Annotated in this window: 17 protein-coding genes and 3 pseudogenes; 13 read left to right on the forward strand and 7 right to left on the reverse strand. The window is 30.3% G+C overall.

What is annotated here, in order from left to right; all coding sequences use genetic code 11:
- The first annotated feature begins 88 nt into the window (after nt 1-88).
- Nucleotides 89-1,364 (forward strand): annotated as a pseudogene (locus ELQ04_RS01225) (MFS transporter).
- Entirely contained in the window at nt 1,361-2,362 is a 1,002-nt protein-coding gene (locus ELQ04_RS01230) for a sugar phosphate isomerase/epimerase family protein (protein WP_002936684.1), read from the forward strand. The pseudogene ELQ04_RS01225 and the gene ELQ04_RS01230 overlap by 4 nt, the downstream one beginning before the upstream one ends.
- On the opposite strand, the gene ELQ04_RS01235 is transcribed toward ELQ04_RS01230, so the two are convergent.
- The 7 genes and pseudogenes from ELQ04_RS01235 to ELQ04_RS01265 all read right to left on the reverse strand — a co-directional run bounded on the left by ELQ04_RS01235 (nt 2,355) and on the right by ELQ04_RS01265 (nt 7,787).
- Nucleotides 2,355-3,215: a VirK family antimicrobial peptide resistance protein gene (locus tag ELQ04_RS01235; RefSeq protein WP_002936681.1), complete on the reverse strand. Its 861-nt coding sequence runs from the start codon at nt 3,213-3,215 to the stop codon at nt 2,355-2,357. The two genes, ELQ04_RS01230 and ELQ04_RS01235, sit on opposite strands and share 8 nt — an antisense overlap.
- Entirely contained in the window at nt 3,208-4,314 is a 1,107-nt protein-coding gene (gene rseP / locus ELQ04_RS01240) for an RIP metalloprotease RseP (RefSeq protein ID WP_002936679.1), read from the reverse strand. Before rseP ends, ELQ04_RS01235 begins: the two co-directional genes overlap by 8 nt.
- Entirely contained in the window at nt 4,311-4,847 is a 537-nt protein-coding gene (gene pgsA, locus ELQ04_RS01245) for a CDP-diacylglycerol--glycerol-3-phosphate 3-phosphatidyltransferase (protein WP_002936675.1), read from the reverse strand. The genes rseP and pgsA overlap by 4 nt, the downstream gene beginning before the upstream one ends.
- Before the next feature lie 124 nt (nt 4,848-4,971).
- Nucleotides 4,972-5,577, reverse strand: coding sequence for an NAD(P)H-dependent oxidoreductase (locus ELQ04_RS01250; RefSeq protein ID WP_002936673.1), 606 nt, complete (start codon nt 5,575-5,577; stop codon nt 4,972-4,974).
- A complete protein-coding gene (locus tag ELQ04_RS01255; protein ID WP_134224421.1) occupies nt 5,577-6,197 on the reverse strand; it encodes an NAD(P)H-dependent oxidoreductase in 621 nt (206 codons plus the stop codon). The genes ELQ04_RS01250 and ELQ04_RS01255 overlap by 1 nt, the downstream gene beginning before the upstream one ends.
- Nucleotides 6,198-6,260: 63 nt before the next feature.
- Nucleotides 6,261-6,687: pseudogene (locus ELQ04_RS01260) on the reverse strand (GNAT family N-acetyltransferase).
- An 11-nt stretch (nt 6,688-6,698) separates the two neighbouring features.
- The gene (locus tag ELQ04_RS01265; RefSeq protein ID WP_002936670.1) at nt 6,699-7,787 is read right to left on the reverse strand and encodes a CinA family protein; all 1,089 of its coding nucleotides are present in this window, start codon (nt 7,785-7,787) and stop codon (nt 6,699-6,701) included.
- A gap of 98 nt (nt 7,788-7,885) precedes the next feature.
- Here ELQ04_RS01265 and ileS point away from each other — a divergent pair, with 98 nt between their 5' ends.
- The 11 genes and pseudogenes from ileS (at nt 7,886) to ELQ04_RS01320 (ending at nt 24,334) form a co-directional block, all read left to right on the forward strand.
- Nucleotides 7,886-10,639, forward strand: a complete 2,754-nt coding sequence (gene ileS / locus ELQ04_RS01270) for an isoleucine--tRNA ligase (protein ID WP_002936669.1) — start codon at nt 7,886-7,888, stop codon at nt 10,637-10,639.
- Complete coding sequence (locus tag ELQ04_RS01275) at nt 10,633-10,743, forward strand: membrane protein (RefSeq protein WP_002869114.1); 111 nt, start codon at nt 10,633-10,635, stop codon at nt 10,741-10,743. Before ileS ends, ELQ04_RS01275 begins: the two co-directional genes overlap by 7 nt.
- The gene (gene gatA / locus ELQ04_RS01280) at nt 10,740-12,101 is read left to right on the forward strand and encodes an Asp-tRNA(Asn)/Glu-tRNA(Gln) amidotransferase subunit GatA (protein WP_002936668.1); all 1,362 of its coding nucleotides are present in this window, start codon (nt 10,740-10,742) and stop codon (nt 12,099-12,101) included. The genes ELQ04_RS01275 and gatA overlap by 4 nt, the downstream gene beginning before the upstream one ends.
- A 9-nt stretch (nt 12,102-12,110) precedes the next feature.
- Nucleotides 12,111-13,568 carry an IMP dehydrogenase gene (guaB, locus tag ELQ04_RS01285; protein WP_002936667.1) on the forward strand — a complete coding sequence of 486 codons (1,458 nt, stop codon included), beginning with the start codon at nt 12,111-12,113 and terminating at the stop codon, nt 13,566-13,568.
- A complete protein-coding gene (gene xseB / locus ELQ04_RS01290) occupies nt 13,565-13,738 on the forward strand; it encodes an exodeoxyribonuclease VII small subunit (protein ID WP_002853034.1) in 174 nt (57 codons plus the stop codon). Before guaB ends, xseB begins: the two co-directional genes overlap by 4 nt.
- On the forward strand, nt 13,731-14,507 hold the full coding sequence (locus ELQ04_RS01295; protein WP_002936666.1) for a carbon-nitrogen hydrolase family protein: 777 nt from the start codon (nt 13,731-13,733) through the stop codon (nt 14,505-14,507). Before xseB ends, ELQ04_RS01295 begins: the two co-directional genes overlap by 8 nt.
- An 11-nt stretch (nt 14,508-14,518) precedes the next feature.
- Nucleotides 14,519-16,482: pseudogene (locus tag ELQ04_RS01300) on the forward strand (LTA synthase family protein).
- A 63-nt stretch (nt 16,483-16,545) separates the two neighbouring features.
- Entirely contained in the window at nt 16,546-17,844 is a 1,299-nt protein-coding gene (gene murC / locus ELQ04_RS01305; protein ID WP_079264650.1) for a UDP-N-acetylmuramate--L-alanine ligase, read from the forward strand.
- Nucleotides 17,837-18,187: a hypothetical protein gene (locus ELQ04_RS01310; protein ID WP_002936652.1), complete on the forward strand. Its 351-nt coding sequence runs from the start codon at nt 17,837-17,839 to the stop codon at nt 18,185-18,187. The genes murC and ELQ04_RS01310 overlap by 8 nt, the downstream gene beginning before the upstream one ends.
- Complete coding sequence (locus ELQ04_RS01315; RefSeq protein WP_134224422.1) at nt 18,177-20,387, forward strand: endonuclease MutS2; 2,211 nt, start codon at nt 18,177-18,179, stop codon at nt 20,385-20,387. The genes ELQ04_RS01310 and ELQ04_RS01315 overlap by 11 nt, the downstream gene beginning before the upstream one ends.
- An 8-nt stretch (nt 20,388-20,395) precedes the next feature.
- A complete protein-coding gene (locus ELQ04_RS01320) occupies nt 20,396-24,334 on the forward strand; it encodes a restriction endonuclease subunit S (protein ID WP_002936646.1) in 3,939 nt (1,312 codons plus the stop codon).
- Nucleotides 24,335-24,373: the final 39 nt, after the last annotated feature.

A 24,373-nucleotide genomic window follows, 5' to 3' on the forward strand; every position in this document is an offset into this window, starting at 1 on the left:
TATAATTTAAAGGTGAAATTTTAACCTTTTATCTTAATCCGTGATATAATTAATTTAAGTTGAGAATTGTTAAAAAAGGAGGGTGGATATGAATAGTACAAAACCTATTCGTTGGTTTACTTTTATTGTTTTAGTTATTGGTGGAGGAACTGTTTTTAAACTTTCCTCTTTAAAAGATGCTTTTTATGTGCCTATGCAAGATTTATGAATCTTAGCAATATACAAATTGGACTTGCACTTTCAGTTTATGGTATAGTGCAAACGGTAGGAAATTTTGCATCTATATTATATAGCAGATAGATTTTCTAAAAAAATACTTATTCCTTTTTCATTGGTTTGCGTGGGTTTGGTTGGAATTTATATTTCTACTTTTCCCTTCTTTTTGTGGAATTTTAATAGCTTGGGGTTTGCTTTCTTTATTTGGAGAAGTTGTGTATTGGCCTGTTTTACTTAAAGCCATTCGCTTGCTTGGAGATTCTACTCAGCAAGGGAGACTTTTTGGATTTTTGGAAGCAGGGCGTGGAGTTATAGATACTATAGTTGCTTTTAATGCTTTGGGAATTTTTTTACTTTTAGGTTCTGGCGCAGGTGGACTTAAGGCTGCTATATTATTTTATAGCGCTTGTGTAATTATAGCAGGTATTTTGGCATATTTTCTACTTGAAGATGACAAAATCAAAACCCAAGATGAACAAGGAAATGAAATCAGCAGAAACAAAGCTGCTTGGAATGGAGTCATTAAAGCGATTAAAACTCCTGAAATTTGGGTGGTATCTTTGACTATTTTTACTATTTATTCTGTGTATTGTGGTTTGACTTATTTTATTCCATTTTTAAAAGATATTTATGGTATACCTGTGGTTTTGGTCGGTGCTTATGGTATTATCAATCAATACACTTTAAAATTAGTAGGTGGACCAATTGGGGGATATTTAGCAGATAAAACCTTTAAATCTTCAACAAGATATTTGCGTTTCGCTTTGATTTTAGCAGCCTTGGCCATATTAATTTTTGTTTTTATGCCCCATGAGAAATTAAATATTTATTTTGGTATGAGTTTAACCTTAGGTTTTGCCGCTCTTGTTTTTACTATGCGTGCAACATTTTTTGCTCCTGTGGATGAGATAGAAATACCTAGGGAAATTAGTGGAGCTGCTATGAGTATAGCTTGTATTTTTGGTTATTCTCCACAACTTTTTTGTTTTGCACTTTATGGTTTTATGATCGATCGTTTCAAGGGTTTATTAGGCTATCAAATTGTTTTTGTGTTAATGGGGATTTTTGCTATTTGTGGTGTGATTGTAACTACGATTTTACTTAAGATGATAGCTAGAAAAAAAGCATTAAAAGGAGTGGCATCATGAAAATAGGTTTAGAAACTGAAAGCATGTATTTATGGTTTCAAAATGGCAGGATGGATATATTTTCTTATATCGATTTTGCTAAAAATTTGGGCTGTGAGGGTGTGATTATAAATATCATTAAAGACTTTGGTTTGGATGAAGAATGGGGATGCTTAGGAAGCGATGACGAAAATCATCTTAAAAAAATTAAAGCCAAATTGGATGAATACAATATGTATTGTGAGATTGACTCTAAGGGTTTTAATAGGGATAAATTTGAAAAAATTGCTAAAGTAGCTTCTATTTTAGGCGCTAAAATTATACGCTCTTATGTGCCCTTAACCGATAAAAATAAAAAGGTTAAACATGCTAGCGATGGGGCTTATGATGATTCTAAAATTACTGCTAGATTCGATAAAGAAGGTTTTTTAGCTACAAAAGATGAAATAAAAGCTTTGATACCGATTTTGGAAAAATATGATTTAAAACTTGCTATAGAAAATCATGAGTATCAAACTTCAGAGGATTTGCTTGATTTGTTGAAATTGATCAATCATCCTAAAATAGGATTTTTATATGATTTTGGAAATTCCATGATGGCCTATGAAGATCCTATAAAAGCTTGCAAAGACATGGCTAAATATACTTTTAGCACGCATTGTAAGGATCATATAGTTTTCATTGAAGAGGGTGTAGAATATGTTTGCGGCGTTCCTTTGGGAGAAGGAAATTTAGACATTAAAACTTGTGTAGAAATTCTTAAAAAAGAAGGACTTGACCGTATTAATGTAGAGCAATGTTATCCTTATTGTGCGACTTTTAAAAGAAAAAAAGGAACAGGTGGGGTTAAAGAATTAGGCAAAGGGGCTTTTAAGATAGAAAAAGCTTTGTTTGAAGATTTAAAAGCTATGCAGTATTATTATCCTCAAGAAGTATCTCAAGAATGCTTAGAGAGGCTTTTAAAACTTCAAAAAAAAGGTTGTGAGAAAAGTGTAGGATATTTAAAAAGTATTATTTAGATAAAATTTGAAATAAATTTTGTTTAATATTTTCAAGCATAGCAAAACGTTTTTTATACATGGAGCGTTTTTGCGAAGGGATTTCTTCTAGGTTTTTTTGAGAGTGGTGGAGTTTATAGTATTTGTGTTTATTGATTTTTATTAATTCTCCACCATTTTCTAGCCAAATTTTTTGATAATCTACAAAATAGCCTTTTTCCTTTCCTTTTTGAGAGCGGATTTGATTTTTTTCATGTACACCTAAAGTAGCTTGAAGTTTTAAAATTTCACAAAGCATCTTAGAGCATTCTATAAGTAAAGCAACAGGGCGCAAACCATGACATTTTTTAGTTAAAATTTTATTAATTTCTAAAATATTAAAATCTTTGTATTTATACCCTTGTATACAAGAAAGTAGAAGATTGTTTTCTAAAGTAAAGCAAAAATTACATTGTAAGATTGTGTATTTTTTAAATTTTAAAGAAAAAGCCCAAAAACCTTCTTCGCAAACATTATAGTTATATCCTAAAAAAAGCTCAAAATCTTCATCAAAAGAAAAAATTATTTGTTCTTCGGGAAGAAATTTAAAACAAGCAAGTCCCTTATCAACATCATAAATAAGTGTTTTAACGCGTTCATTTGCTTTAAAACTTTTATCGCAAAATCTTCTTGTAGCATTGTAACAAGCATAGGGTCTTTGAGAGAAAAAGTCTTTTAAATGTTTATTTTTTTCTTTATTAAGCGTTTTTTCTAGAAGTCTTACTTGAGGAAAATATAAAATTTTTCTTGCTTGAAAACGCAAATAGCGCCAAAAGATTATACTTTTACTTCTATCAGTAAAATTTGGAATAGGGTAGGAAAATTTTTTATTCACCTATAATCCTTGATATATCATTATAAGTTGCAAAGAGCATTAAACTTAAAAGTATTGCCATGCCTGTATAGCTTAAATATTCAAAAGTACGCTGTGGAACTTTGCGTCTAAAAATCATTTCATAAAGATTAAAAAGTATATGTCCTCCATCAAGCATAGGAATAGGTAAAAGATTTAAAATGCCTAAATTTATAGAAATTAAAGCAGTGATAAATAAAAGCAAAGTAAAGCTATTTTGTGCAGCCTTTGAGGTAATTTCAGTCATGGTGATAATACCGCCTAAATTTTTTGCTTCAACTTCGCCACTTATGAGTTTTACAATACCCTTGATGATGAGTGTAGAAGCTTGAAAACTTTCTTGTGCGGCATATTTAAAACTTTCTAAACCTTGGTGTTTTACAAGAGTGCTTGTCCCATTTGGACTGACTCCAAGTTGAGGTTTTTCAACGATTTGTCCAAAGTCATTATATCCTTGTCCTATTTTTGGAGTTAAAATAAATTCTAAATTTTTTCCTTCTCTATTGATTAATATTTTCAAAGGATCTAAACTTAAATGCTTTGAAATTTCATCAAAGCTTTGAATTTTTACACCGTTAATTTCTAAGATAGTATCATTTTTTTGAAGTCCTATTTCTTGTGCAGCAGAGTTTGGCGCTATGTTTCCTATTTGCGGAGCAAGTTTGTTTAGACCTAAATTTCCTATGATAATATAAAGAAAAAAAGCTAAAATCAGATTAAAAAATGGCCCAGCAAAAAGAATATAAATCTTTTTTAAAGGACTTAAAATGCTATAGCTATCTTTGTCTAGATTTTCAAAACCAGGACGCATATCATCTTGTCCTTTAAGTTTAACATATCCTCCAAGTGGTAAAGCACTTAAGCGATAGTTTGTGCCTTTAAATTCACGCTCTATAAGACTTTTTCCAAATCCTATGCTAAAGACTTCAACTTTTACACCCAAAGATCTTGCAGCTAAAAAATGTCCTAATTCGTGAAAGAAGATTAAAAATGAGATGACTAAAACAGTTGCTAAAAATTCAATAGAATAAAATTTAATTCCCAAAATCAAAATAACAATTAAAAACAATAAAGATCTCATTTTTCTCCTTTTTTTTGAGCTTTTATATAAGTATAGATGTATTCAAATCCAGAATAAAGAGTTAAACTCAAAGCTATGTAAAGTAGAATTTCTCCGCCTATCCACTCCATGATTAAAAATCCTATCGCAGTCATTTGAAAAGTGGTTTTAAGTTTGCCTGCAAAAGAAGCATTGACATTTAAATTTTCACTGATCATTACAACTCTAAAACCCGTGATAAAAAATTCCCTTACTAGTATAATATAAATTACCCATTCGTTAGCTTTTCCTGTAAGTAAAAGCCCTAAAAAAGCTGCTAAAACAAGCATTTTATCAGCTAATGGATCTAAGATTCCGCCCAGTTTTGTAGTTTGTTTCCAAGTTCTTGCGATGTATCCGTCAAAAAAATCACTTAAAGCTGCTAATGAAAAAGTTAAAGCAGCAAAATAGTTAATCCAACTTTGATGAATGTTTTCAAATTTATGAATTAGTAAAAAAAATAATAAAGGTGCTAAAACCATTCTAAAAATCGCCAAGATATTGGGTAAATTCATAACAAGCCTTGTGAAATTAAATGTAAAATTATAATCAAAATTGTATAAAATTTAAGCAAAGACTTAGTAAAAATACAAAAAAGAATCAGTTTATTTTTATTTAAATTTTGCTTTTAAGCAAAATTTAAATAAATTTTACAACTTCATCAAAACTAAAACGATTTTTTTGAGGATTTTTTTCATCGTTGCAATATCCTAAAGCCACCACCAAACTTGATCTTTCTTTTTGAATATCAAGTGATAAATAAGAATTAAGCTTTTCTTTATCAAAGCCACCTATAGTGCAGCTTGCTATATTTAAAGCATTAGCACTGTAAAGTATGCTAGCTAGAGCTATATGAGCTTGTTCTCTTGCATAAGATATTTTTTGTTCTTGATTTAGAGATTTTAAAAAAGGCGTATAAGCATCTAAGCGTTTTTGAATTTCTGTTTGACTCATATCTCTTTTTCTAAGTTTTTCTTCAAAATAATCTAAAAAATCGAGTCTTGAAATGATGATAATTAATGCAGCACAATCTTTTACATGTTTTTGTTGGTTGCAAATTTTATAAAGTTCTTCTTTTCTTTTCTCATCTTGCACTACTATAAATTTCCAAGGTTCCAGTCCTAAGGAGCTAGGGCTTAATCTTGCTATTTCTAAAATAGAATTTAAATCCTCTTTTTTGAGTTTTTCATTTTTAAAATTTCTACAAGAATATCTTGTGCTAAAAATTTCAAGTTCTTTTTTCATTATTTTTCCTTGTAAAATTCGACGACTTCATTAAAATTTAAGCGTTGAGTAGAATATTTTGGTTCATGGGCTTTATATCCTAAGGATAAAATTACAGCAGTTTCAAAAGGATAAGTTAAATTAAGAAAATTATCAACCTTAGCTTTTTCAAAGCCACCTATCATACAAGAATCAATACCTAAGCTCATTGCAGCTAGCGACATTTGCATCATAGCAAGATAGCATTGAAGTTGTGCATAATGATAGAGTTCATTATCATTCATTGCATTGGTTTTATGGGTGTAAATTTCTAAAATTTTTTGAAAATTTTCTTCACTAGAACCTGAGAAGCGACGCACTTGTTTTTGTGCAAATTCATCTTTGCTTTGAAGATCTTTTCTTGCTAAAAAAATGATATTATGACTCGCACTTGCTACATTTTTTTGATTGTAACATAGGGTTGAGAGTTTAAGATTGTGTTCTTTTTGTTCTAATACTACAAATTTCCAAGGCTCAAATCCATGTGAGCTTGGGGCTAAGACTCCACTTTCTAAGATAAAATGCAAATCCTTTTCATTGATTTTTTTATCATTAAAAAGTTTACAAGCTCTGCGTTTTGAAATTAGTTCTTTAAAATTCATTTTATTCCTTAAAATCAAAAATAATAATATTAATTATAAAATGCAAAGCTTAATCAAAAAATATTATAGTTTGATATTTTTCTTAAAAACAAAACCGGATTTTTCAAAACCCATTTTTTGGATATAAAATTCATGAGCTTGTGTTCTAAAAAAACTTGAACTTAGTTCTAATTCTTCATATCCTTGATTTTTTGCCCAAATTTGGATTTTTGTCAAAAAAGCTTGAACCTATACTTTTTTCTCTTAAAGTTTCATCTACGACAAAATCACAAATATAAAGACAATGATTATGATAAAGTACATTAAAGGGCATGACTCCACAAGCTGCTTTGTAATTTCCCTCATTTTCGTAGGCAAAAAGTTTATAATGTTGAGTTTGTGTAGCAAGTTGGAATTTGTCTAAAAAATCTTTCAAAGATAGGTTATTTCTTAATTGTTTTATCAGGGGATAAATTTTTTCCAAGTCTTCTTTTAGCTTAATTTCTTTCATTTTTAAATCCTTTAAATTTCAAAAATCTCAGGTTTTAATTTTAAAAGTAGGCAAAAAGTTGCTAAAACGGCTTGTTCTTGCATAAATTCACGATCTCCATTTAAATAAAGCGTTTCTTGGATAAAAGTTCCATCTCTAAACATTGCACCTATATAAATAGTACCTGATTTTATTTTTCCTTCATCTTTTTCGCCAACTACTCCGCTAATAGCTAAGGCAAAATCAGGATTAGCTGTTTTAAAAATACCTTTTAGCATAAAATAAACACAACGTTCACTGTATTCGCCATTATTCTCTAAGACGCTTTCACTAATTCCAAGCCATTCGTGTTTGATGCGGTTGGAATAACTTACAATAGAACCTTCAAAAATTTCACTTACACCTGAAATTTTGGTTAAGGTACTTGCACAAAGTCCACCTGTGCAACTTTCAGCAAAAGAAATTTTTAATTTTTTTTCTAAAAGTTTAGAGCTTATAAAATGTATAGGATCTTTACCTAAAAACACCTTTTGTCCAAAAAGATTTTTTACGCTATTTAAAAAACCATCAAGTTTTCCAAAATTAGCACAAGTGGCCTTAATAAGCACAAGATTATCTAAAAGCTTAGTTGATTTTATACTTATCTCATAAGATTTTGTTAGGGTTTGCAGTAGCAATATAGCGCTTTCATCATCCATGCCAAAAATGCAAAAATATGCAAAATTTAATTTTATATGCCCAAGAAGATTGGGTAATTTTTCGCTTGGATTTATTTTAACGACATTGATTTTTGAATTTGAAAAATTACACACAAAGCTATTTTTACTAAATTCTGCTTTATCTGGAACCAAGGTATCATCTTTTAAGATAAGATTATCATCATTTAAAGTTGCTAAAATTTTAGCAACAGTCGCATAATGCAAAGAGCTTGTAAATAAAGTGATAAAATCATACTGATTTAAGAGGTTTTCAAGCAAAAATGGTAAATCTTTATCGGTTTTATTTTGTATGCGAATTTCGTTGATTTCTTTAAATTTTTCTTCATAAGTTCTATAAATATAATTTTTGAATTTTTCGTTTATAGTAAGCTCATCTCCTATAAGATAAAGCAAATGTTTCATAAATTTTCCTTTTTTTCTTATAATTATAGCCAAAAACAAAGTAGAAATTAAAGCTAATTTGAGTAGAATTTAAGATTATTAAAAATTAGGTGGAAAAAATGGACTACAAAGAAACTCTACTTTTGCCCAGCACCAGTTTTGCTATGCGGGCGAATTTAGCGGAACTTGAACCGCAAAGATTTAAAAAATGGTTTGAGCAAAATTATGCTTATGAAAAAATGAAAGAAAATCGCAAAAATGCGAAAAAAAGTTTTACCTTACACGATGGCCCCCCTTATGCTAACGGACATATCCATATAGGACATGCTTTAAATAAAATTTTAAAAGAAACTATTATCAAAACGCATTATTTTAAAGGTGAGAGTGTGCGTTTTACTCCAGGGTGGGATTGTCATGGTTTGCCTATAGAACAACAAGTAGAAGTAAAGCTTGGAGAAAAGAAAAAAAGCTTAAGCAAGAAAGAAATTCGTGAGTTTTGCAGACAACATGCGAGTGAATTTGTAGATATCCAAAGAGAAGAATTTAAAAATTTAGGCATTATTGCGGATTGGGATAAGCCTTATTTGACTATGAAATTTGAGTTTGAAGCAGCGATTTATAGAACTTTATGCGAGATTGCTAAAAAAGGCTTACTTTGTGAGCGTTCTAAACCTGTTTTTTGGAGTTGGGCGGCAAAGTCAGCTTTAGCAGAAGCTGAGGTAGAGTATCAAGATAAAGAAGATTATTCTATCTTTGTGGCTTTTGATTTAGATGCAAAAGCTTGCGAAAAATTAGGCGTATCAAAAGCAAGTGCAGTGATATGGACAACTACACCTTGGACTTTGGTGGCTAATCAAGCTATAGCTTTAAATCCTAATGAAAATTATGTGATCACCAAAGAGGGTTTGATTTTTGCAAGTGCTTTACTTAAAAGTATGGTAGAAAAAGGACTTACAAGTGGGGAAATTCAAAAAGAATTAAACGCAAAAGAATTTGAAAAACTTGAAGCTATCAATCCTTTAAATGGAAGAAAATCTGTTTTAATTATGGGTGAGCATGTATTGATGGATGGTGGAAGTGGACTTGTACATACTGCACCAGGACATGGCGAAGATGATTACTATGCTTGTTTGAAATATGACATTGAAGTTTTAATGCCTGTTGATGATAGTGGATGTTATGATGAAACTTTAAGAGCTAAAGGGCTTTTGCCTTCTCATTTGCTTGAAGAGTTTATAGGTCTTCATATTTTTAAGGCCAATGAAAAAATTTTAGAACTTTTAGGCGAAAAACTTTTACATTCTTCTAAATTTATACATTCTTATCCATTTTGTTGGAGAACGCATAAGCCTGTGATTTATAGAGCTACTAAACAATGGTTTATTTTAATGGATGAACCAAAACTTCAAGGAAAAACTTTAAGAGAGTGTGCAAAAGAACAACTTTTAAAAACAACCTTTTATCCACAAAGTGGGGTAAAAAGAATAGGTTCTATGGTGGAAAATCGTCCAGATTGGTGTATTTCAAGACAAAGGGACTGGGGAACGCCTATAGCTTTTTTTAGAGATAAAAACACTAAAGAAGTGATTTTTGATGATGAACTTTTTGACTTTGTAGCAGCTATTTTTGAAAAACATGGCGCTGATGCGTGGTGGGAGTTTGAAATCAAAGATTTAATTCCTGCAAATTCAAAATACAACGCTGAAAATTTAGAAAAAGTATATGATATTTTAGATGTTTGGTTTGATAGTGGAAGTACTTTTAATGCGGTTTTAAATAGCGGACTTTATGACGCAGGAGAAAAAAGAGCAAGTATGTATTTAGAAGGAAGCGATCAGCATCGTGGTTGGTTTCAAAGCTCTTTACTTGTAGGTACAGCGATCAATGAAAGTGCACCTTATGAAAGCATTTTAACTCATGGTTTTACTACGGATGAAAAAGGGCAAAAAATGTCTAAATCTAAAGGCAATGTGATCGCTCCTGAATATGTAGCAAAAACTTATGGAGTCGAAATTTTAAGACTTTGGGTGCTTTTAAGTGATTATTCAAGTGATTTAAAAATTTCAGATAATATCTTAAAGCAAGTAGGCGAACAATACCGCAAAATAAGAAATACTATAAGATTTTTGCTTGCCAATACAAATGATTTAAAAGATTTAGAGGTTGAAGAATTTAGCTTTATTGATAAATGGATATTAAGTCGCGCAACTAAAGTTTTTAAAGCAAGTAAAGAAGCATTTTTTGCTTATGAATTTGCTAAAGGTTTTAGTTTGCTTTTAAATTTCTTAAGTGCAGATTTAAGTGGGATTTATCTTGATATCAGTAAAGATAGACTTTATTGTGATAGTGAAAATGTCCAAAGAAGGAAATCTGCTCAAGTGGCTATGGCTTTGATAGCAAAAGAACTTTTAAATTTGCTTGCTCCAAATTTAAGCTATAGCGTAGATGAGGCTTTAGAACATGCTAATGTTTTAATCAAAGGCGGTGCAAAAGATGTATTTGATCTGAGTTTAACTCAGGATTTTGATTATGATTTTGGTATAGATGATACATTTTTAATGAGTGCTAGAGAGAAATTTTTTGAACAAATTGATATGCTTAAAAAAGATAAAATCATTAAATCTACTTTGGAATTAAATTTAAACATTAGTTTTAATAAATTCCCAAATGAGGAATTAGCCGATTGGTTTATGGTAAGTCAAATCAGCAATGAAAATGAAGAAATTTTGGCTGAATTTGAAGTAGAGAATGAGAAATTTAAAATCACCAAAGCTTCACTTTGTAAATGCCCAAGATGTTGGAAACTTCAAAGCAAAAATGAAGAAACACCTTGTTTAAGATGTGAAGAAGTTTTAAAAGGGATTCAATGCTAGAAAATCCTATTCCAAATAGCATTATCATCACAACTATAGCGGTGGTTTTAGCTTTTAGTGCTTTAGCAGTATTTTTGATCAAAAAAACAAAGGAAAATAAATGATAACTTTAAAAGAAGCTTTAAAATACTCCAAAGAAGAACTTGAAAATTTAAAAAAAGAACTCAATGAAAAAGCAAAAAAAGAAAAAAAAATAGGTGCTTATATTGAACAATTTTTAGATAAAGACTTAAGTGTTTCAGGTGAAGGTGTGCCTGTAGCTATAAAAGATAATATCAGTGTAAAAGGTTGGGAGCTTACTAGCGCAAGTAAAATTTTACAAGGTTATATCGCTCCTTATGATGCAAGTGCGATTGTTAATTTAAAAGCTAATGGTTTTGCTCCTTTTGGGCGTTGCAATATGGATGAATTTGCTATGGGAAGTTCAACAGCGAGTTCTTGTTATGGAAAAACTTTAAATCCTTTAAATTTTGAGCGTGTTCCAGGTGGATCAAGTGGTGGAAGTGCTGCTGCGGTAGCGGGTGGCTTGGCTTTGGCAAGTTTGGGTTCTGATACAGGAGGATCTGTACGTCAACCTGCAGCTTTTTGTGGTTGTGTAGGATTTAAACCGAGTTATGGAAGAGTGAGTCGCTATGGCTTAGCTTCTTATTCTTCAAGTTTGGATCAAATCGGGGTTTTAACGCAAAATGTAGAAGATGCGGCAATTTTATATGATGCGATTGCAGGATATGACAAAATGGATAGCACGAGTGCAAATATCGAGTTTATCAAAACCGCTCCAAATTTAAATGCAAATAAAAAATTAAAAATCGCAGTGATTGAAAATTATGTCAATGATGCAGATAGTGAAGTAAAAAACGCACTTTTAAAAACCATAGATATGTTAAAAGCTAATGGACATGAGATTGTATATAAAAATTTGCTTGATTCTAAGTTTGATATTGCGGCATATTATATCATCGCAACAGCTGAAGCAAGTGCAAATTTAAGTCGTTATGATGGGGTACGTTATGGCAAGCGTTCTGAAAATATTCAAAATTTAAAAGAAATGTATGTAAATACACGCAGCGAAGGTTTTGGTGAAGAAGTAAAAAGAAGAATTTTGTTAGGAACTTTTGTTTTAAGCAGTGGATATTATGATGCGTATTATATTAAAGCACAAAAAGCTAGAGCTTTTATCAAGGCAAAATATGAAGAAATTTTGCAAGATTGTGATCTTATTTTTATGCCTGTAACTCCTACAACGGCTTTTAAATTTGATACTCAAAAAAGCCCTATGCAAACTTATTTAGAAGATGTTTATACTATCTCTGTAAATTTAGCAGGGCTTGGAGGCATTAGTGTGCCTGTTGCAAAAGATAAAGAAGGGCTTAATATATCAGCACAACTGATTTGCAAAGCTTATGATGAACAAACCTTGTTAGACGGGGCTTTAAGTTTAGAACAAATGATTAAAAATTAAGGATGAAAGATGAAAATTGTAAAAAGAGCTTTAACTTTTGAAGATGTATTATTGCGTCCTGGGTATTCTGAAGTTCTACCTAAGGAAGTAAAAATTCACACTAAACTAACAAAAAATATCACTTTAAATATGCCTTTAATCTCTGCGGCTATGGATACCGTTACTGAACACAGAGCTGCTATCATGATGGCAAGACTTGGAGGACTTGGAGTGATTCATAAAAATATGGATATAGCCTCACAGGTTAGAGAAGTAAAAAGAGTGAAAAAAAGCGAAAGCGGGGTGATTATCGATCCTATTTTTGTAAGTCCTAAGGCAAGTGTTGCGGAGGCTTTAGAAATCATGGCAGAGTATAGAATTTCAGGTGTTCCTGTAGTGGATGAAAATCAAAAACTAATAGGCATACTTACCAATCGTGATTTAAGATTTGAGAGTGATTTTTCAAATTTGGTTGAAAATGTTATGACTAAAATGCCTTTAATCACTGCTCCAAAGGGTTGTACTTTAGATGATGCGGAAAAAATTTTCAGCACCAACAAAGTAGAAAAACTTCCTATAGTTGATGAACAAGGACGCTTGGAAGGACTTATCACTATAAAAGATCTTAAAAAACGCAAAGAATATCCCGATGCCAATAAAGATGGTTTTGGAAGATTGCGTGTGGGTGCGGCTATAGGAGTAGGGCAAATGGATCGTGTAGATGCTTTAGTTGAAGCTGGCGTTGATGTTGTTGTGCTTGATTCTGCGCATGGACATTCTAAAGGTATTATCGATACAGTAAAAGCAATTAAAGCCAAATATCCAAATTTAGATCTTATCGCAGGAAATATTGCTACCGCAGCCGCAGCAAAAGCACTTTGCGAAGCAGGGGTGGATGCGGTTAAAGTAGGTATTGGGCCAGGAAGTATTTGTACTACACGTATTGTTTCAGGTGTGGGTGTGCCTCAAATTTCAGCCATTGATGAGTGCGTGGAAGAAGCAAATAAATTTGGCGTTCCTGTGATAGCTGATGGCGGGATTAAATATTCAGGTGATATTGCAAAAGCTTTAGCTGTAGGTGCGAGTTCCGTTATGATAGGATCGCTTTTAGCTGGAACGGATGAAAGTCCAGGAGAGCTTTTTACTTATCAAGGAAGACAATATAAGTCTTATCGTGGTATGGGCTCACTTGGGGCTATGCAAAAGGGAAGTTCGGATAGATATTTTCAGCAAGGTACTGCTCAAGATAAACTCGTTCCTGAAGGTATAGAAGGGCGTGTTCCTTATGTGGGAAGTATAAGAAGCGTGGTGCACCAACTTTTAGGAGGTTTGCGTTCTTCTATGGGTTATGTTGGGGCTAAAGATATAGAAGATTTTCAAAAAAGAGCTGAATTTGTTGAAATTACTACCGCAGGGCTTAAAGAAAGTCATGTACATGATGTTACTATCACTCATGAAGCACCAAATTACAAGGTCAATCATCAATGAGTTTTGAAGAAAATTTAAAACACGCTAATGAATCTTTGGAAAAATTAAACAATCAAGAGCTTGCCTTAGATGAAAGTGTAAAAATTTACAAAGAGGGTTTAGAAAGTATCAAAAAAGCAAGACTTGAGCTTGAAAAAGCAAAATTAGAAGTGGAGCAAATCGATGAGTAAAATAGCGGCTTTACAGTTTCCAACTTTAGCTTTAAGTGAATCAAGGCTTGATTATTATCTCAAAGCTTCAAAAGACAATGGGGCAAATTTAGTAGTTTTGGGCGAATATGTGATCAACAGTTTTTTTACAGAACTTTTACATATGCCAAAAAATATGATAAAAGAACAAAGTGAAGCTAAAAAAGAAAGCTTGATTAAACTTGCTAAAAAATACGAATTAGAAATCATCGCTCCTTATGTAAGCGTTGAAGCTAAAAGTTATAAAAAACTTTGCTTAAAAGTGACTCCAAATGGTGTTAAAAGTTATGAACAGCAAATTTTAATGCCTTATGAACATTGGAATGAAGAAAAATTTTTCAGCAACAAAACTCCATCGGAATTAAAAATTTTTACTTTTAATTATGAAAAATTAAAATGTGCTTTACTTTTTGGTTTTGAGACGCATTTTGATATTTTTTGGCAGCAGATTATGGCGAAAAAAATTGATTTGGTTATCGTTCCTAGTGCTTGTACCTTTGAAAGCAAACAAAGATGGGAAGAGCTTTTAAAAACAAGAGCTTTTTTAAATTCTGCAAATATTTTAAGAGTCAATCGCATAGGCAAAACAAAAGATGAATGGAATTTTTACGGCGATACTTTGTTTATCAATGCTTTTGGCGAGATAGAAAGTAAATTAGGTTCTGAAGAAGAAATGCTTATTATAGAGCCTAAAAAAAGTGATGAAGCAAGAAAACTTTGGGGTTTTGATAAAATTCTTAAGAATTTTTAAAGAAGGTAAATATGAGAAAAATTTTACTTCAAATTTTTATTTTTAGCGTATTATTTATAGTAACTTTTGCCATTAATCGTATAATTCTTTCATCCCTACAGGTTTAATTAGTGATAAAAATGAAATCTTTTTAATGTATCTTTTGGGTGTTTTTCATGATATAAGATTTTTAAGCGCAGCGTTTTTACCATTCTTGCTTTGTGGTTTTTTAAGTTTAATTTTTTCTAATATAAAAATAAATAATAAGTTAGTAATATATAGTAAAAATTTTTATTTCATTTTTTCAAGCGTTTATATAATTGTTCTTTCTTGTCTTTGTATAGGATTTTCTTATGCAAAATACTATTATTACGAAATTTACAAGACTAAATTTGATATTTTTATGTTTACTCTAAAAGATGATAATACAAAAACTATTTTAAGTATTATTTATCATGATTATCCAATTTTAAAAATTTTAGCTTTAATGTTGATTTTTGGAGTTTTTGTATTTTTTTTAAATTTGAAAATATTAAATTTAAAGCTAAAACCTGTTAATTTAAGATTATTTCCCTTAATAGCTTTAAATTTAATATTAATTATTGTTTATGTTATAGCCTTAAGGGGTCCCTTTAAGCATGTGGCTATAAATGTGCAAAATTATTCTTTTAGTGAATATAGTGTTGTAAATGATACAATGTTAAATCCAATTATGGCATTTTCTTGGGCTTTAAAACAATATAAAGAAGAAGCGGCTTTGAAGGTTATCACACCTTTGAAAGCACAAGAACTTAAAGAAAAACTTTTTGATTATTTGCATCAAAGTCCTATAAATCTAAAAGCTGAAAAGAATCATCCTAGTGTATTTGTTAACTTAATGGAAAGTTTTGGGCTTAATTTGGCTGATTTTACAAATACAGAACATAATTTTTTAGGTTCATTAGATAAACATTTTAAGCAAGATTTTTTATTCAAACGCTTTTTGAGTTCTAGTAATGGAACTATACCAAGTTTTGCAAACTTATTTTTTGTAAGTCCATTTTCTAATATTTCTACAAGTAAATTTCAGAAAACTTATTTGGATTTAACACCTATTGCTGTTTATAAGAAAGCAGGATATAAGGTGATTTTTGTAAGTGCAGGTAATGGATCTTGGCAAAATATTAAAAATTATCTCAGTATTTTGGGAGTAGATGAGATTATAGATGAAAATATTTTAATGAAAGACTATAATGGAGCAAAAGATAGTGAAAATGGTTATGGGGTAGCTGATGAGTTTTTATATAAAAAAGTTTATGACTTGCTTCAAAAAAATCCACACAACACCCTTATAATTGCTCTTACTATTTCTAATCATCCACCTTATAAAATTCCACAAAATGATTTGCCAAAATTACAAAACATTCCACAAACTTTACTTAATATGCTTCCTTATGAAAAAGATAAACAAGATAATATTATCAAAGCTTATACTTATGCAAATAATGAATTTGGAAAATTTCTAGATAAAGTAAAACAAAGTCCATTTAAGGATAGTGTCATTATAGCGGCAACTGGAGATCATAGAGTACGCGAAATGAGTATGGATTTAAATTCCCAAAAAGCTTTTGCTTATAGTGTACCTTTTTATCTTTATATTCCTAAGGATTTGCAAGATAATATTTATTATGATAAAGATCGTGTAGGATCTCATAAAGATATTTTTCCAACTCTTTATGCTTTAAGTTTAAATAATGTTAAGTATTTAAGCGTAGGCGGAAGAAATATGTTAGCAAGACCAAGTGATGAGAAATTAGAATTTGGGATCAACGATGCTGTATGGATTGATAAAAAAGGTATTTATAGTGGCGGTAAAGGGTACTATTTTGAAAGTAATGATACTTTAAAAGATATGAATAAAGCTTTTAACCTTGATGGTTATACTAAAGACTTTGATAAATTTTATAGAGAGTTAAATTTATATCAATTAGCCGAGCGTTTAGGCATTTCAAAATAGGATTTATATTTTCTTTTTAGTAAAAAAGTGCTAAAATTTAACCTTTAAATTATAAAGGTTTAAATGATGCAAAATATCCATTTTATCGGCATAGGCGGTATAGGAATTTCCGCTTTAGCAAGATTTTTAAAAGAAAAGGGCTTTAAGATTAGCGGAAGTGATCTTAAAGAGAGTAAAATCACTAAAGAACTAGAAAAAGAAGGGGTTAAGGTCAGTATCCCTCATCATAAAGACAATATTTTAAACAAAGATTTAGTTATTTATTCTGCTGCTATCAAAGAAGAAAATCCTGAATTTAAACATGCTAAAGAATTAGGCATTAAATGCCTTTCACGCAAGGAGGCCTTACCTCTTATCTTAGAAGATAAGCGTGTTTTTGCGGTTGCAGGAGCACATGGAAAAAGCACGACTTCAAGTATTTTAGCTTCTTTACTTGATGATGCTTCTGTGATCATCGGAGCGATTTTAAAAGAATTTGGTTCAAATATGATTTATAAAGAAAGTCAAAACCTTGTTTTTGAAGCTGATGAGAGCGATAGTTCTTTTTTAAATTCAAATCCTTATTTGGCTATAGTTACCAATGCGGAAGCAGAGCATTTAGATCATTATGGTAATGAAGTTTCAAAACTTCATCATGCTTATACCCAGTTTTTAGATGTGGCTAAAATTCGCGTGATTAATGCTGAAGATGAGTTTTTGAAAAATTATAAAAATGAGTCAATCAAGCTTTATCCAAGTAAAGATATCAAAAACTGCACCATGTGTATAGAAAATTTCAAACCTTTTACAAGCTTTGAGTTAAAAGATTTAGGTGAGTTTAAAGTTTTTGGTATGGGATATCATTTAGCTCTTGATGCGTCTTTGGCGATTTTGGCGGCTCTAAATTTTTTAGATATAGAAACGATAAGAACCAGACTTAAAAATTATCAAGGTATTAAAAAGCGTTTTGATATTTTACATGCTGATGAAAATTTGGTTTTAATTGATGATTATGGTCATCATCCAACCGAAATAAAAGCGACTTTAAGTGCAGCACAAGAATACGCAAAATTAGGTAGATATAAAAAAATCACAGCTATCTTTGAACCCCACCGCTACACGCGTTTAGCTGCAAATTTAAAGGAATTTGCAAAGGCTTTTGAAGGTGTTGATGAGCTTGTAATTTTACCTGTTTATGCTGCAGGAGAAGAGCCTATAGAGCTTGATTTAAAAGCGGTTTTTCCTAAGGCTTTATTTGTAGAAGATATTAAAAGAGAGGGTAAATTTTTGGTGGCTTCTAAGGGGCAGGTTTTTGAAGAAGGGCTTATTATAGGTTTTGGTGCAGGAGATATCAGCAATAAATTAAGGCAAAAGAATGAGTAGGGTTTTTTTATATTTTTTAATTATTTTAATTTTAGCCTTAATCACTTTTGCTTTGCGTGAAAAATTAGGCAAAAAAACCAAACCTTTTTTTAGTATTTTACTTGTGATTTTTATTGTTTTAGCAGTATTTTTTGAATTTGAAAATACGCAAAAAAGTCATTTAAGAACAGATATTATCGTAGCTTTTAATCAAAATAAAAATATTTTATGTAAAGATATCAATGTTTCTAAGGCGTATTTTAATTATGAATTTGGTACAGGAAGTTTTATTTCAAAGGATAATAATCAAAGTTTTAATTCTTTAATCATAGATATTAAAGATTGTAGGTTAAATGATGAATGATACAAAAGAAGAATTGATCTCAAAGCTTGATTTAAACAGCTATTTAGAAGAGTTTAAAGCCCTTTTTGCAAGAGATAAAGAGATTTTTTTACAAGGAGATTCTAATCTTCATTTTAAACGCATACATGAGCTTTGCGAGGTGGAATTTCCTACTATGCCAGAGCTTAGTAATCTTGATAAAGCCTTAGTTCATTTAAGCAAGCAAGGAATTTTGCATTTAGATGAAATTTTTGAATTTGTAAAAATTTTTCGTTATTTTGAAAAGCTAAAAAAAATAAAACTAGGAACAAATTTAGACTCTTGGTTGCAAAAGATAGAATTTGTTAGCGGAGCTTTGGAGCTTTGTTTGAATTTCGATGAGAAAGGGGAATTAAAAGAAAGTTTAGATGAAAGACTTGTAAATCTTAATACTGCTTTAAGATTGAAAAACGAAAGCATAATAGCTGAGTTTAAGAAATTTTGCTACACAAAAGCTTTGATGCCTTATCTTATCGATACACAAATCCATCTTATAAACAATCTTGAAGCCTTGCTTGTAAGAGGTGGGTTTAATCACGCTATTAAAGCAAAAATCATAGGTAGAAGTAGTGGCGGTGGCTTTTATATCGTGCCTTTAAGTGTTGAGAATTTGCAAAATGATATAGAAAAAATCAAAAATCAAAAAGAAGAAATTTATTATGAATACGCTAAAAATTTCTCAGCTTTTTTAGCAAAAAACCTACCTTTTTTAAAATTTATCAATACAGCCTTTGATCTTTTTGATCATTATAGTGCTAGGGTTTTGCTTGCTAAAAAAAGGGATTTTGAATTTGTTTTGTGTGATCAAAGTACGGATTTGGTTCTTAAAAATTTCGCCCATCCTGCTTTAAAAAATCCAAAAAGCGTGAGTTTGGAATTTAAAAAACAAGTTTTAATCATCACAGGGGTAAATGCAGGCGGAAAATCCATGCTTTTAAAATCCATGCTAAGCGCAGCATTTTTAGCTAAACATCTTTTGCCTATGCATATAAAAGCAAGTGAAAGTAAAATTGGTACTTTTAAAGAATTTGATGCCATCATAGAAGATCCGCAAAATGTTAAAAACGACATTTCAACTTTTGCAGGAAGAATGTTGCATTTTTCTAGACTTTTTTCTAAGAAAAATTTGCTTTTAGGTATCGATGAAATAGAGCTTGGAACAGATTTTGAAGAAGCGGCTTGTTTGTATAGTGTGTTGATTTCAAAACTCATAACTAATAATCTTAAAATCATCATCACCACACACCACAAACGCCTTGCTATGCTTTTAGCAAAAAACGAGCAAGTTGAACTCATCGCTGCCTTATATGATGAAGAGCTTTCACGCCCAAAATACGAGTTTTTAAAAGGCACCATAGGAAAATCTTATGCCTTTGAAACGGCTTTGCGTTATCAGATTCCGCCGAATTTAGTTAGTGAGGCTAAAAAGCTTTATGGCGAGGATAAAGAAAATTTAGAAGAGCTTGTGGGTAAAAATATCAATCTTGAATTAGAACTAAAAGCTAAGCTTGAAAATGTTGAGAAAAAAGAGCAAAAAGTCGATGAAATTTTACTTTCTTTAAAAGATCAAAAAGAAAAAAATGAACAAGAATTTCGTACGAGTTTAAGAAATTTAGAATTTAAATTTCACAAAGCCATAGAAGAAGCTAAGAAAACCATACAGCTTAAAGACACAAAAGATAAGCAAAGAAGTCTTAATAAAGCCAATGAGCTTAAAAAAGAAATCATCTTGCCAAGTATGGAGCAAAATGAAGAATTGCGTGTGGGGGATTTTGTAAAATATGAAAAAATTAAGGGTAAAATCATAAGCATTTCCAAAAACGATGCTATGGTTGAAAGCGATGGGATTAAACTTCGTGTGCCTTTAAAACTGCTTAAAAAAAGCACTCCTACACCTAAAATAAGTCCAAAAACAAGTATTAGTGTGGCAAAACCGACTAATCTTAGCGTTAGCTTGGATTTGCACGGGCTTAGGAGTGATGAAGCTATTTCAAGGCTTGATAAATTTATTTCAGATGCTTTGCTTGCAGGCTTTGATGAAGTTTTAGTTTACCATGGTATAGGAACAGGAAAGCTTGCCTTTGCGGTAAGAGAGTTTTTAAAAACCCATAAAAGTGTTAAAGGCTTTAATGACGCACCGATCAATCAAGGAGGTTTTGGTGCTAAGGTGGTAAAATTATAAGGAAATAAATGATTACAAAAGATAATTTCAAACAAGTTTTAGAAAACTTAGGCTTTAAAAATAAAAATGAAAATTATGTAAAAACAATCAATAATTACACACTTTTAATAGATTATAAAAACCAAAGTATTAATTACCCAAAAGAAATAAAAATTCACGATAAAACTACTTCTAATTTTTCACACCCTGAAAATTTTGTAGTTTTTGAATGTGTGCATAGACTTTTAGAAAAAGGTTATAAGGCTCAACATTTAGAGTTAGAGCCAAAATGGAATCTTGGCAGGGATAAAAAAGGTGGTAAGGCTGATATTTTAGTAAAGGATAATGAAAACAATCCTTATTTGATTATAGAATGTAAAACCACAGATTCTAAAAATAGTGAATTTATAAAAGAATGGAATAGAATGCAAGAAGATGGTGGGCAGCTTTTTTCTTATTTTCAGCAAGAAAAAGGTGTAAAATATCTTTGTCTTTATGCAAGTGATTTTAGAGATAAGTTAGAATATAAAAATTACATCATACAAGCTTACGATAACGAAGAATATCTAAAAGAAAAAGAATTACAAAATTCTTATAAAAAATCTAATAACAATATAGAACTTTTTAAAACTTGGAAAGAAAGTTATGAACTGCAATATTTCGAGCAAGGTATTTTTGAAGCAAATGTCAATGCCTATAAAATTTTAGAAATTACTCCAACTTTTGATAATCTTAAAGAACTTAAAGAAGAAGGCAAATATCACGAATTTGCAAAAATTTTACGCAAGCATAATATATCAGGCAAGGAAAATGCCTTTGATAAACTTGTAAATATTTTTCTTTGCAAAATTTATGATGAAACTTTTAATAAAAACAATCTCAAATTTGGATATTTTGGCGTAATGGCAGATACTTATGCAAATATGCAAGATAGATTAATGTGGCTTTATAAAGAAGCTATGAAAGAATTTTTAGGAGAAAAAATTACCTTTGTATCTAATGAAGATATAGAAAAAGACTTTAAGCAATTAAAGATAAAAACTTTAAAAGAAGTAATGCAAAATTACATCAAAGAATTAAAATTTTATTCAAATAATGATTTTGCATTTTTAGAAGTGCATAATAAGGAATTATTCTTAAAAAACGCACTTGTATTAAAAGAAATAGTAGAGCTTTTTGCAAATTACAAGCTTACTCAAAACTCTACAAATCAATTTTTAGGCAATCTTTTTGAACTTTTTTTGCAAAAAGGTATGAAGCAAGATGAAGGGCAGTTTTTTACTCCTGTTCAAATTTGTGAATTTATTATGTATTCTTTACCGCTTCAAGAAATGTTAAGTAAAAACTCTAAAGCTTTAAGGGTGATTGATTATGCTTGTGGTGCTGGACATTTTTTAAACACGTATGCTAATGAGCTTAAGCGTTATCTAACAGAAGATGAGCTTAAAGAGCATTATAAAAATATTTATGGTATTGAAAAAGAGTATCGCTTAAGTAAGGTTTCTAAGGTATCAAGTGCAATGTATGGGCAAAATGAAATCAATATTTTATACGCTGATGCACTTGCTTCTTTTGAATTAGCAAATACAAATAATTTAGAAGGAGAAAAAGCAAAACCACAAATAGAATCAAATAGTTTTGATTTGCTTATAGCAAATCCGCCTTATTCTGTAAAAGGATTTTTAGAAACTTTAAGTGATAAATCTAAAAATACCTATAAACTTTTTAACGATGATATAAACATAGAAACAAATAGTGCTATTGAATGCTTTTTTTGTGAGCGAGCAAATCAAATTTTAAAAGATAATGCTAAAGCTGCCATTATTTTGCCAAGTTCTATTTTAAATAAGGATTCTATTTATAAAAATACAAGAGAAATATTGTTTCAAAATTTTGATTTTATTGCCATTGTTGAGCTTGGAAGCCAAACATTTGGTGCAACAGGGACAAATACGATTATTTTATTTTTACGCAAAAAAGAAACTTTTAAACAAGAAAATCATCTTATTTCTCAAGATTATAGTTTGATTAAAGAACGCATAGAAACTGAAAATTTAAAAGACAGTGAAAACTTTTATCAAAATTATCTAAGTGCGTATTGTGATTTTAGAAAATTTGATAAAGAGCTTTATAGCAATTTTTTAAATGGCAGCTTAGATTCTAAACTTGCAGAGTTAGAAGCCTTTAAAGATTATCACAATGCATTTAGGCAAACAAGTGATTATAAAAAACTTAAAGAATCTAAAATTTATAAAGAAAGTAAAGATAAGCAAGATTTAGAAGATAAAGCCTTTTTAGCCTATACTCAGGCAATCGAAAAGGATAAATTACTTTATTTTTGCTTAAGTTTTAATCAAGAAGTTTTAATCATAAAATCCCCAAGTGATATAAAAGAACAAAAGAAATTTTTAGGTTATGAGTGGAGCAATAGAAAAGGCGATGAAGGTTTAAAAGAATTGCACGAGCCTTATTTGAGCCCACTTTTTGAAAGAGGCAATCCGCAAAATGAGACCAAACTTAATACTTTAATTTGTAAAGCATTCTTAAAAACTCTTAGCGATATACCAAAAGATTTGCAAGGCTATGCCAGTAAAGCAAGGCTTGTTGATATGATGGATTTTGAAAAAGTGGAATTTAATAAAGCTATAAATTTAAACGTAAAATCAAAAGATGAGTTAAATCCTTTTAAGAATTCTAAGTTTGAGTTGGTGAGATTAGGAGATATTATACAAAGTAAAGGCAAGGGAAAAAGACCTGCATCCTTTGCAAATCCTAATGGAATATATCCTTTTATTAAAAGTTCTAAAATATTGGAAAAGTGTGATGACTTTGATTTCTATTTTGAAGCTTTAATTATAGGCGATGGAGGCGGGGCAAATATACATTATATAAATGGCAAATTCTCAAGCTCAGATCACACCTATATTTTTACAAATAAACAAGATTCAAAAATACTTTTAAAATTTATTTATTATACAATCAATTCAAATTTAGAACTTTTAGAAGCAGGATTTAAGGGTATAGCTTTAAAAAATATATCAAAAACTTTTATAGAAAATATCCAAATTCCTTTACCACCACTTGAAATTCAAAAACAAATCGTAGCAGAGTGTGAAAAGGTAGAAGAGCAGTATAATACTTTAAGCTTGAGTATAAAAGAGTATCAAAATTTAATTAAAGCAATACTTCAAAAGTGCGGTATTATAGAGGACAATCAAGAATATGAACTAAATTCTATTTTAGAAAATTTGCAAAAATTAGAATCTAAGTTTGATTTTAATCTCTTGTTTTCATTTATAGATGATTTTACTAATGCAAGGCAAGAAGACTTAAAGAAATTTAAAGAATTCATCAAGAATACAAAAGCTATTTTAGACACCCTTTTAACATCACCAAAACAAGGTTGGAATAAAGAAAAACTAAATGAAATTGTTAGCATTCAAAGCGGAGGAACACCTGATAGAAAAATTAAAGAATATTGGAATGGAAATATCAATTGGGTAAAATCTGAAGTATGTCAAAATTGTTATGTTTATGATTATCAAGTTAAAGAAAAAATTACAGAATTAGGGTTACAAAAATCATCGGCAAAATTATTAAAGAAAGAAACAACATTAATTGCATTAGTTGGTGCTACTATAGGTAAAATCGGTTTTTTAACTTTTGAAAGTGCAACAAACCAGAATATTACTGGCTTATATCCAAAAAATCTAAAAATCTTAAATACCAAATATTTATATTATGCTTGTATGGGCTTGTATGGCCAATTTAGAAAATTAGGAGATTTTGTTATGGCTAATTCTAATTTTATAAAAAATCTTACAATCCCACTCCCACCGCTAGAAATTCAAGAAAAAATTGTTCAAAGCATTGAATTAGTAGAACAACAAATTGATTTTCTTAATCTTAAATTAGAATTTTTAGAAAAAGAAAAAGAAAAAATCTTGCAAAAATATTTATTTTCTTAAAGCATTTTTCGCTAAACTTTGTAAATTTTATAAGGTTTA

Origin of the sequence: Campylobacter sp. CH278 (assembly GCF_004378845.1) — a bacterium.
Lineage (GTDB): Bacteria > Campylobacterota > Campylobacteria > Campylobacterales > Campylobacteraceae > Campylobacter_D > Campylobacter_D jejuni.

Bases quoted from the DNA above. Each gene is read 5' to 3' on its own strand.
- ELQ04_RS01265 (WP_002936670.1), bottom strand. From the start codon at position 7,787: ATGAAACATTTGCTTTATCTTATAGGAGATGAGCTTACTATAAACGAA.
- ileS (WP_002936669.1), top strand. From the start codon at position 7,886: ATGGACTACAAAGAAACTCTACTTTTGCCCAGCACCAGTTTTGCTATG.
- ELQ04_RS01295 (WP_002936666.1), top strand. From the start codon at position 13,731: ATGAGTAAAATAGCGGCTTTACAGTTTCCAACTTTAGCTTTAAGTGAA.
- pgsA (WP_002936675.1), bottom strand. From the start codon at position 4,847: ATGAATTTACCCAATATCTTGGCGATTTTTAGAATGGTTTTAGCACCT.
- ELQ04_RS01255 (WP_134224421.1), bottom strand. From the start codon at position 6,197: ATGAATTTTAAAGAACTAATTTCAAAACGCAGAGCTTGTAAACTTTTT.
- gatA (WP_002936668.1), top strand. From the start codon at position 10,740: ATGATAACTTTAAAAGAAGCTTTAAAATACTCCAAAGAAGAACTTGAA.
- xseB (WP_002853034.1), top strand. From the start codon at position 13,565: ATGAGTTTTGAAGAAAATTTAAAACACGCTAATGAATCTTTGGAAAAA.
- ELQ04_RS01315 (WP_134224422.1), top strand. From the start codon at position 18,177: ATGATGAATGATACAAAAGAAGAATTGATCTCAAAGCTTGATTTAAAC.
- ELQ04_RS01250 (WP_002936673.1), bottom strand. From the start codon at position 5,577: ATGAAAAAAGAACTTGAAATTTTTAGCACAAGATATTCTTGTAGAAAT.
- rseP (WP_002936679.1), bottom strand. From the start codon at position 4,314: ATGAGATCTTTATTGTTTTTAATTGTTATTTTGATTTTGGGAATTAAA.
- ELQ04_RS01310 (WP_002936652.1), top strand. From the start codon at position 17,837: ATGAGTAGGGTTTTTTTATATTTTTTAATTATTTTAATTTTAGCCTTA.
- ELQ04_RS01320 (WP_002936646.1), top strand. From the start codon at position 20,396: ATGATTACAAAAGATAATTTCAAACAAGTTTTAGAAAACTTAGGCTTT.
- ELQ04_RS01275 (WP_002869114.1), top strand. From the start codon at position 10,633: ATGCTAGAAAATCCTATTCCAAATAGCATTATCATCACAACTATAGCG.
- ELQ04_RS01230 (WP_002936684.1), top strand. From the start codon at position 1,361: ATGAAAATAGGTTTAGAAACTGAAAGCATGTATTTATGGTTTCAAAAT.
- murC (WP_079264650.1), top strand. From the start codon at position 16,546: ATGATGCAAAATATCCATTTTATCGGCATAGGCGGTATAGGAATTTCC.
- guaB (WP_002936667.1), top strand. From the start codon at position 12,111: ATGAAAATTGTAAAAAGAGCTTTAACTTTTGAAGATGTATTATTGCGT.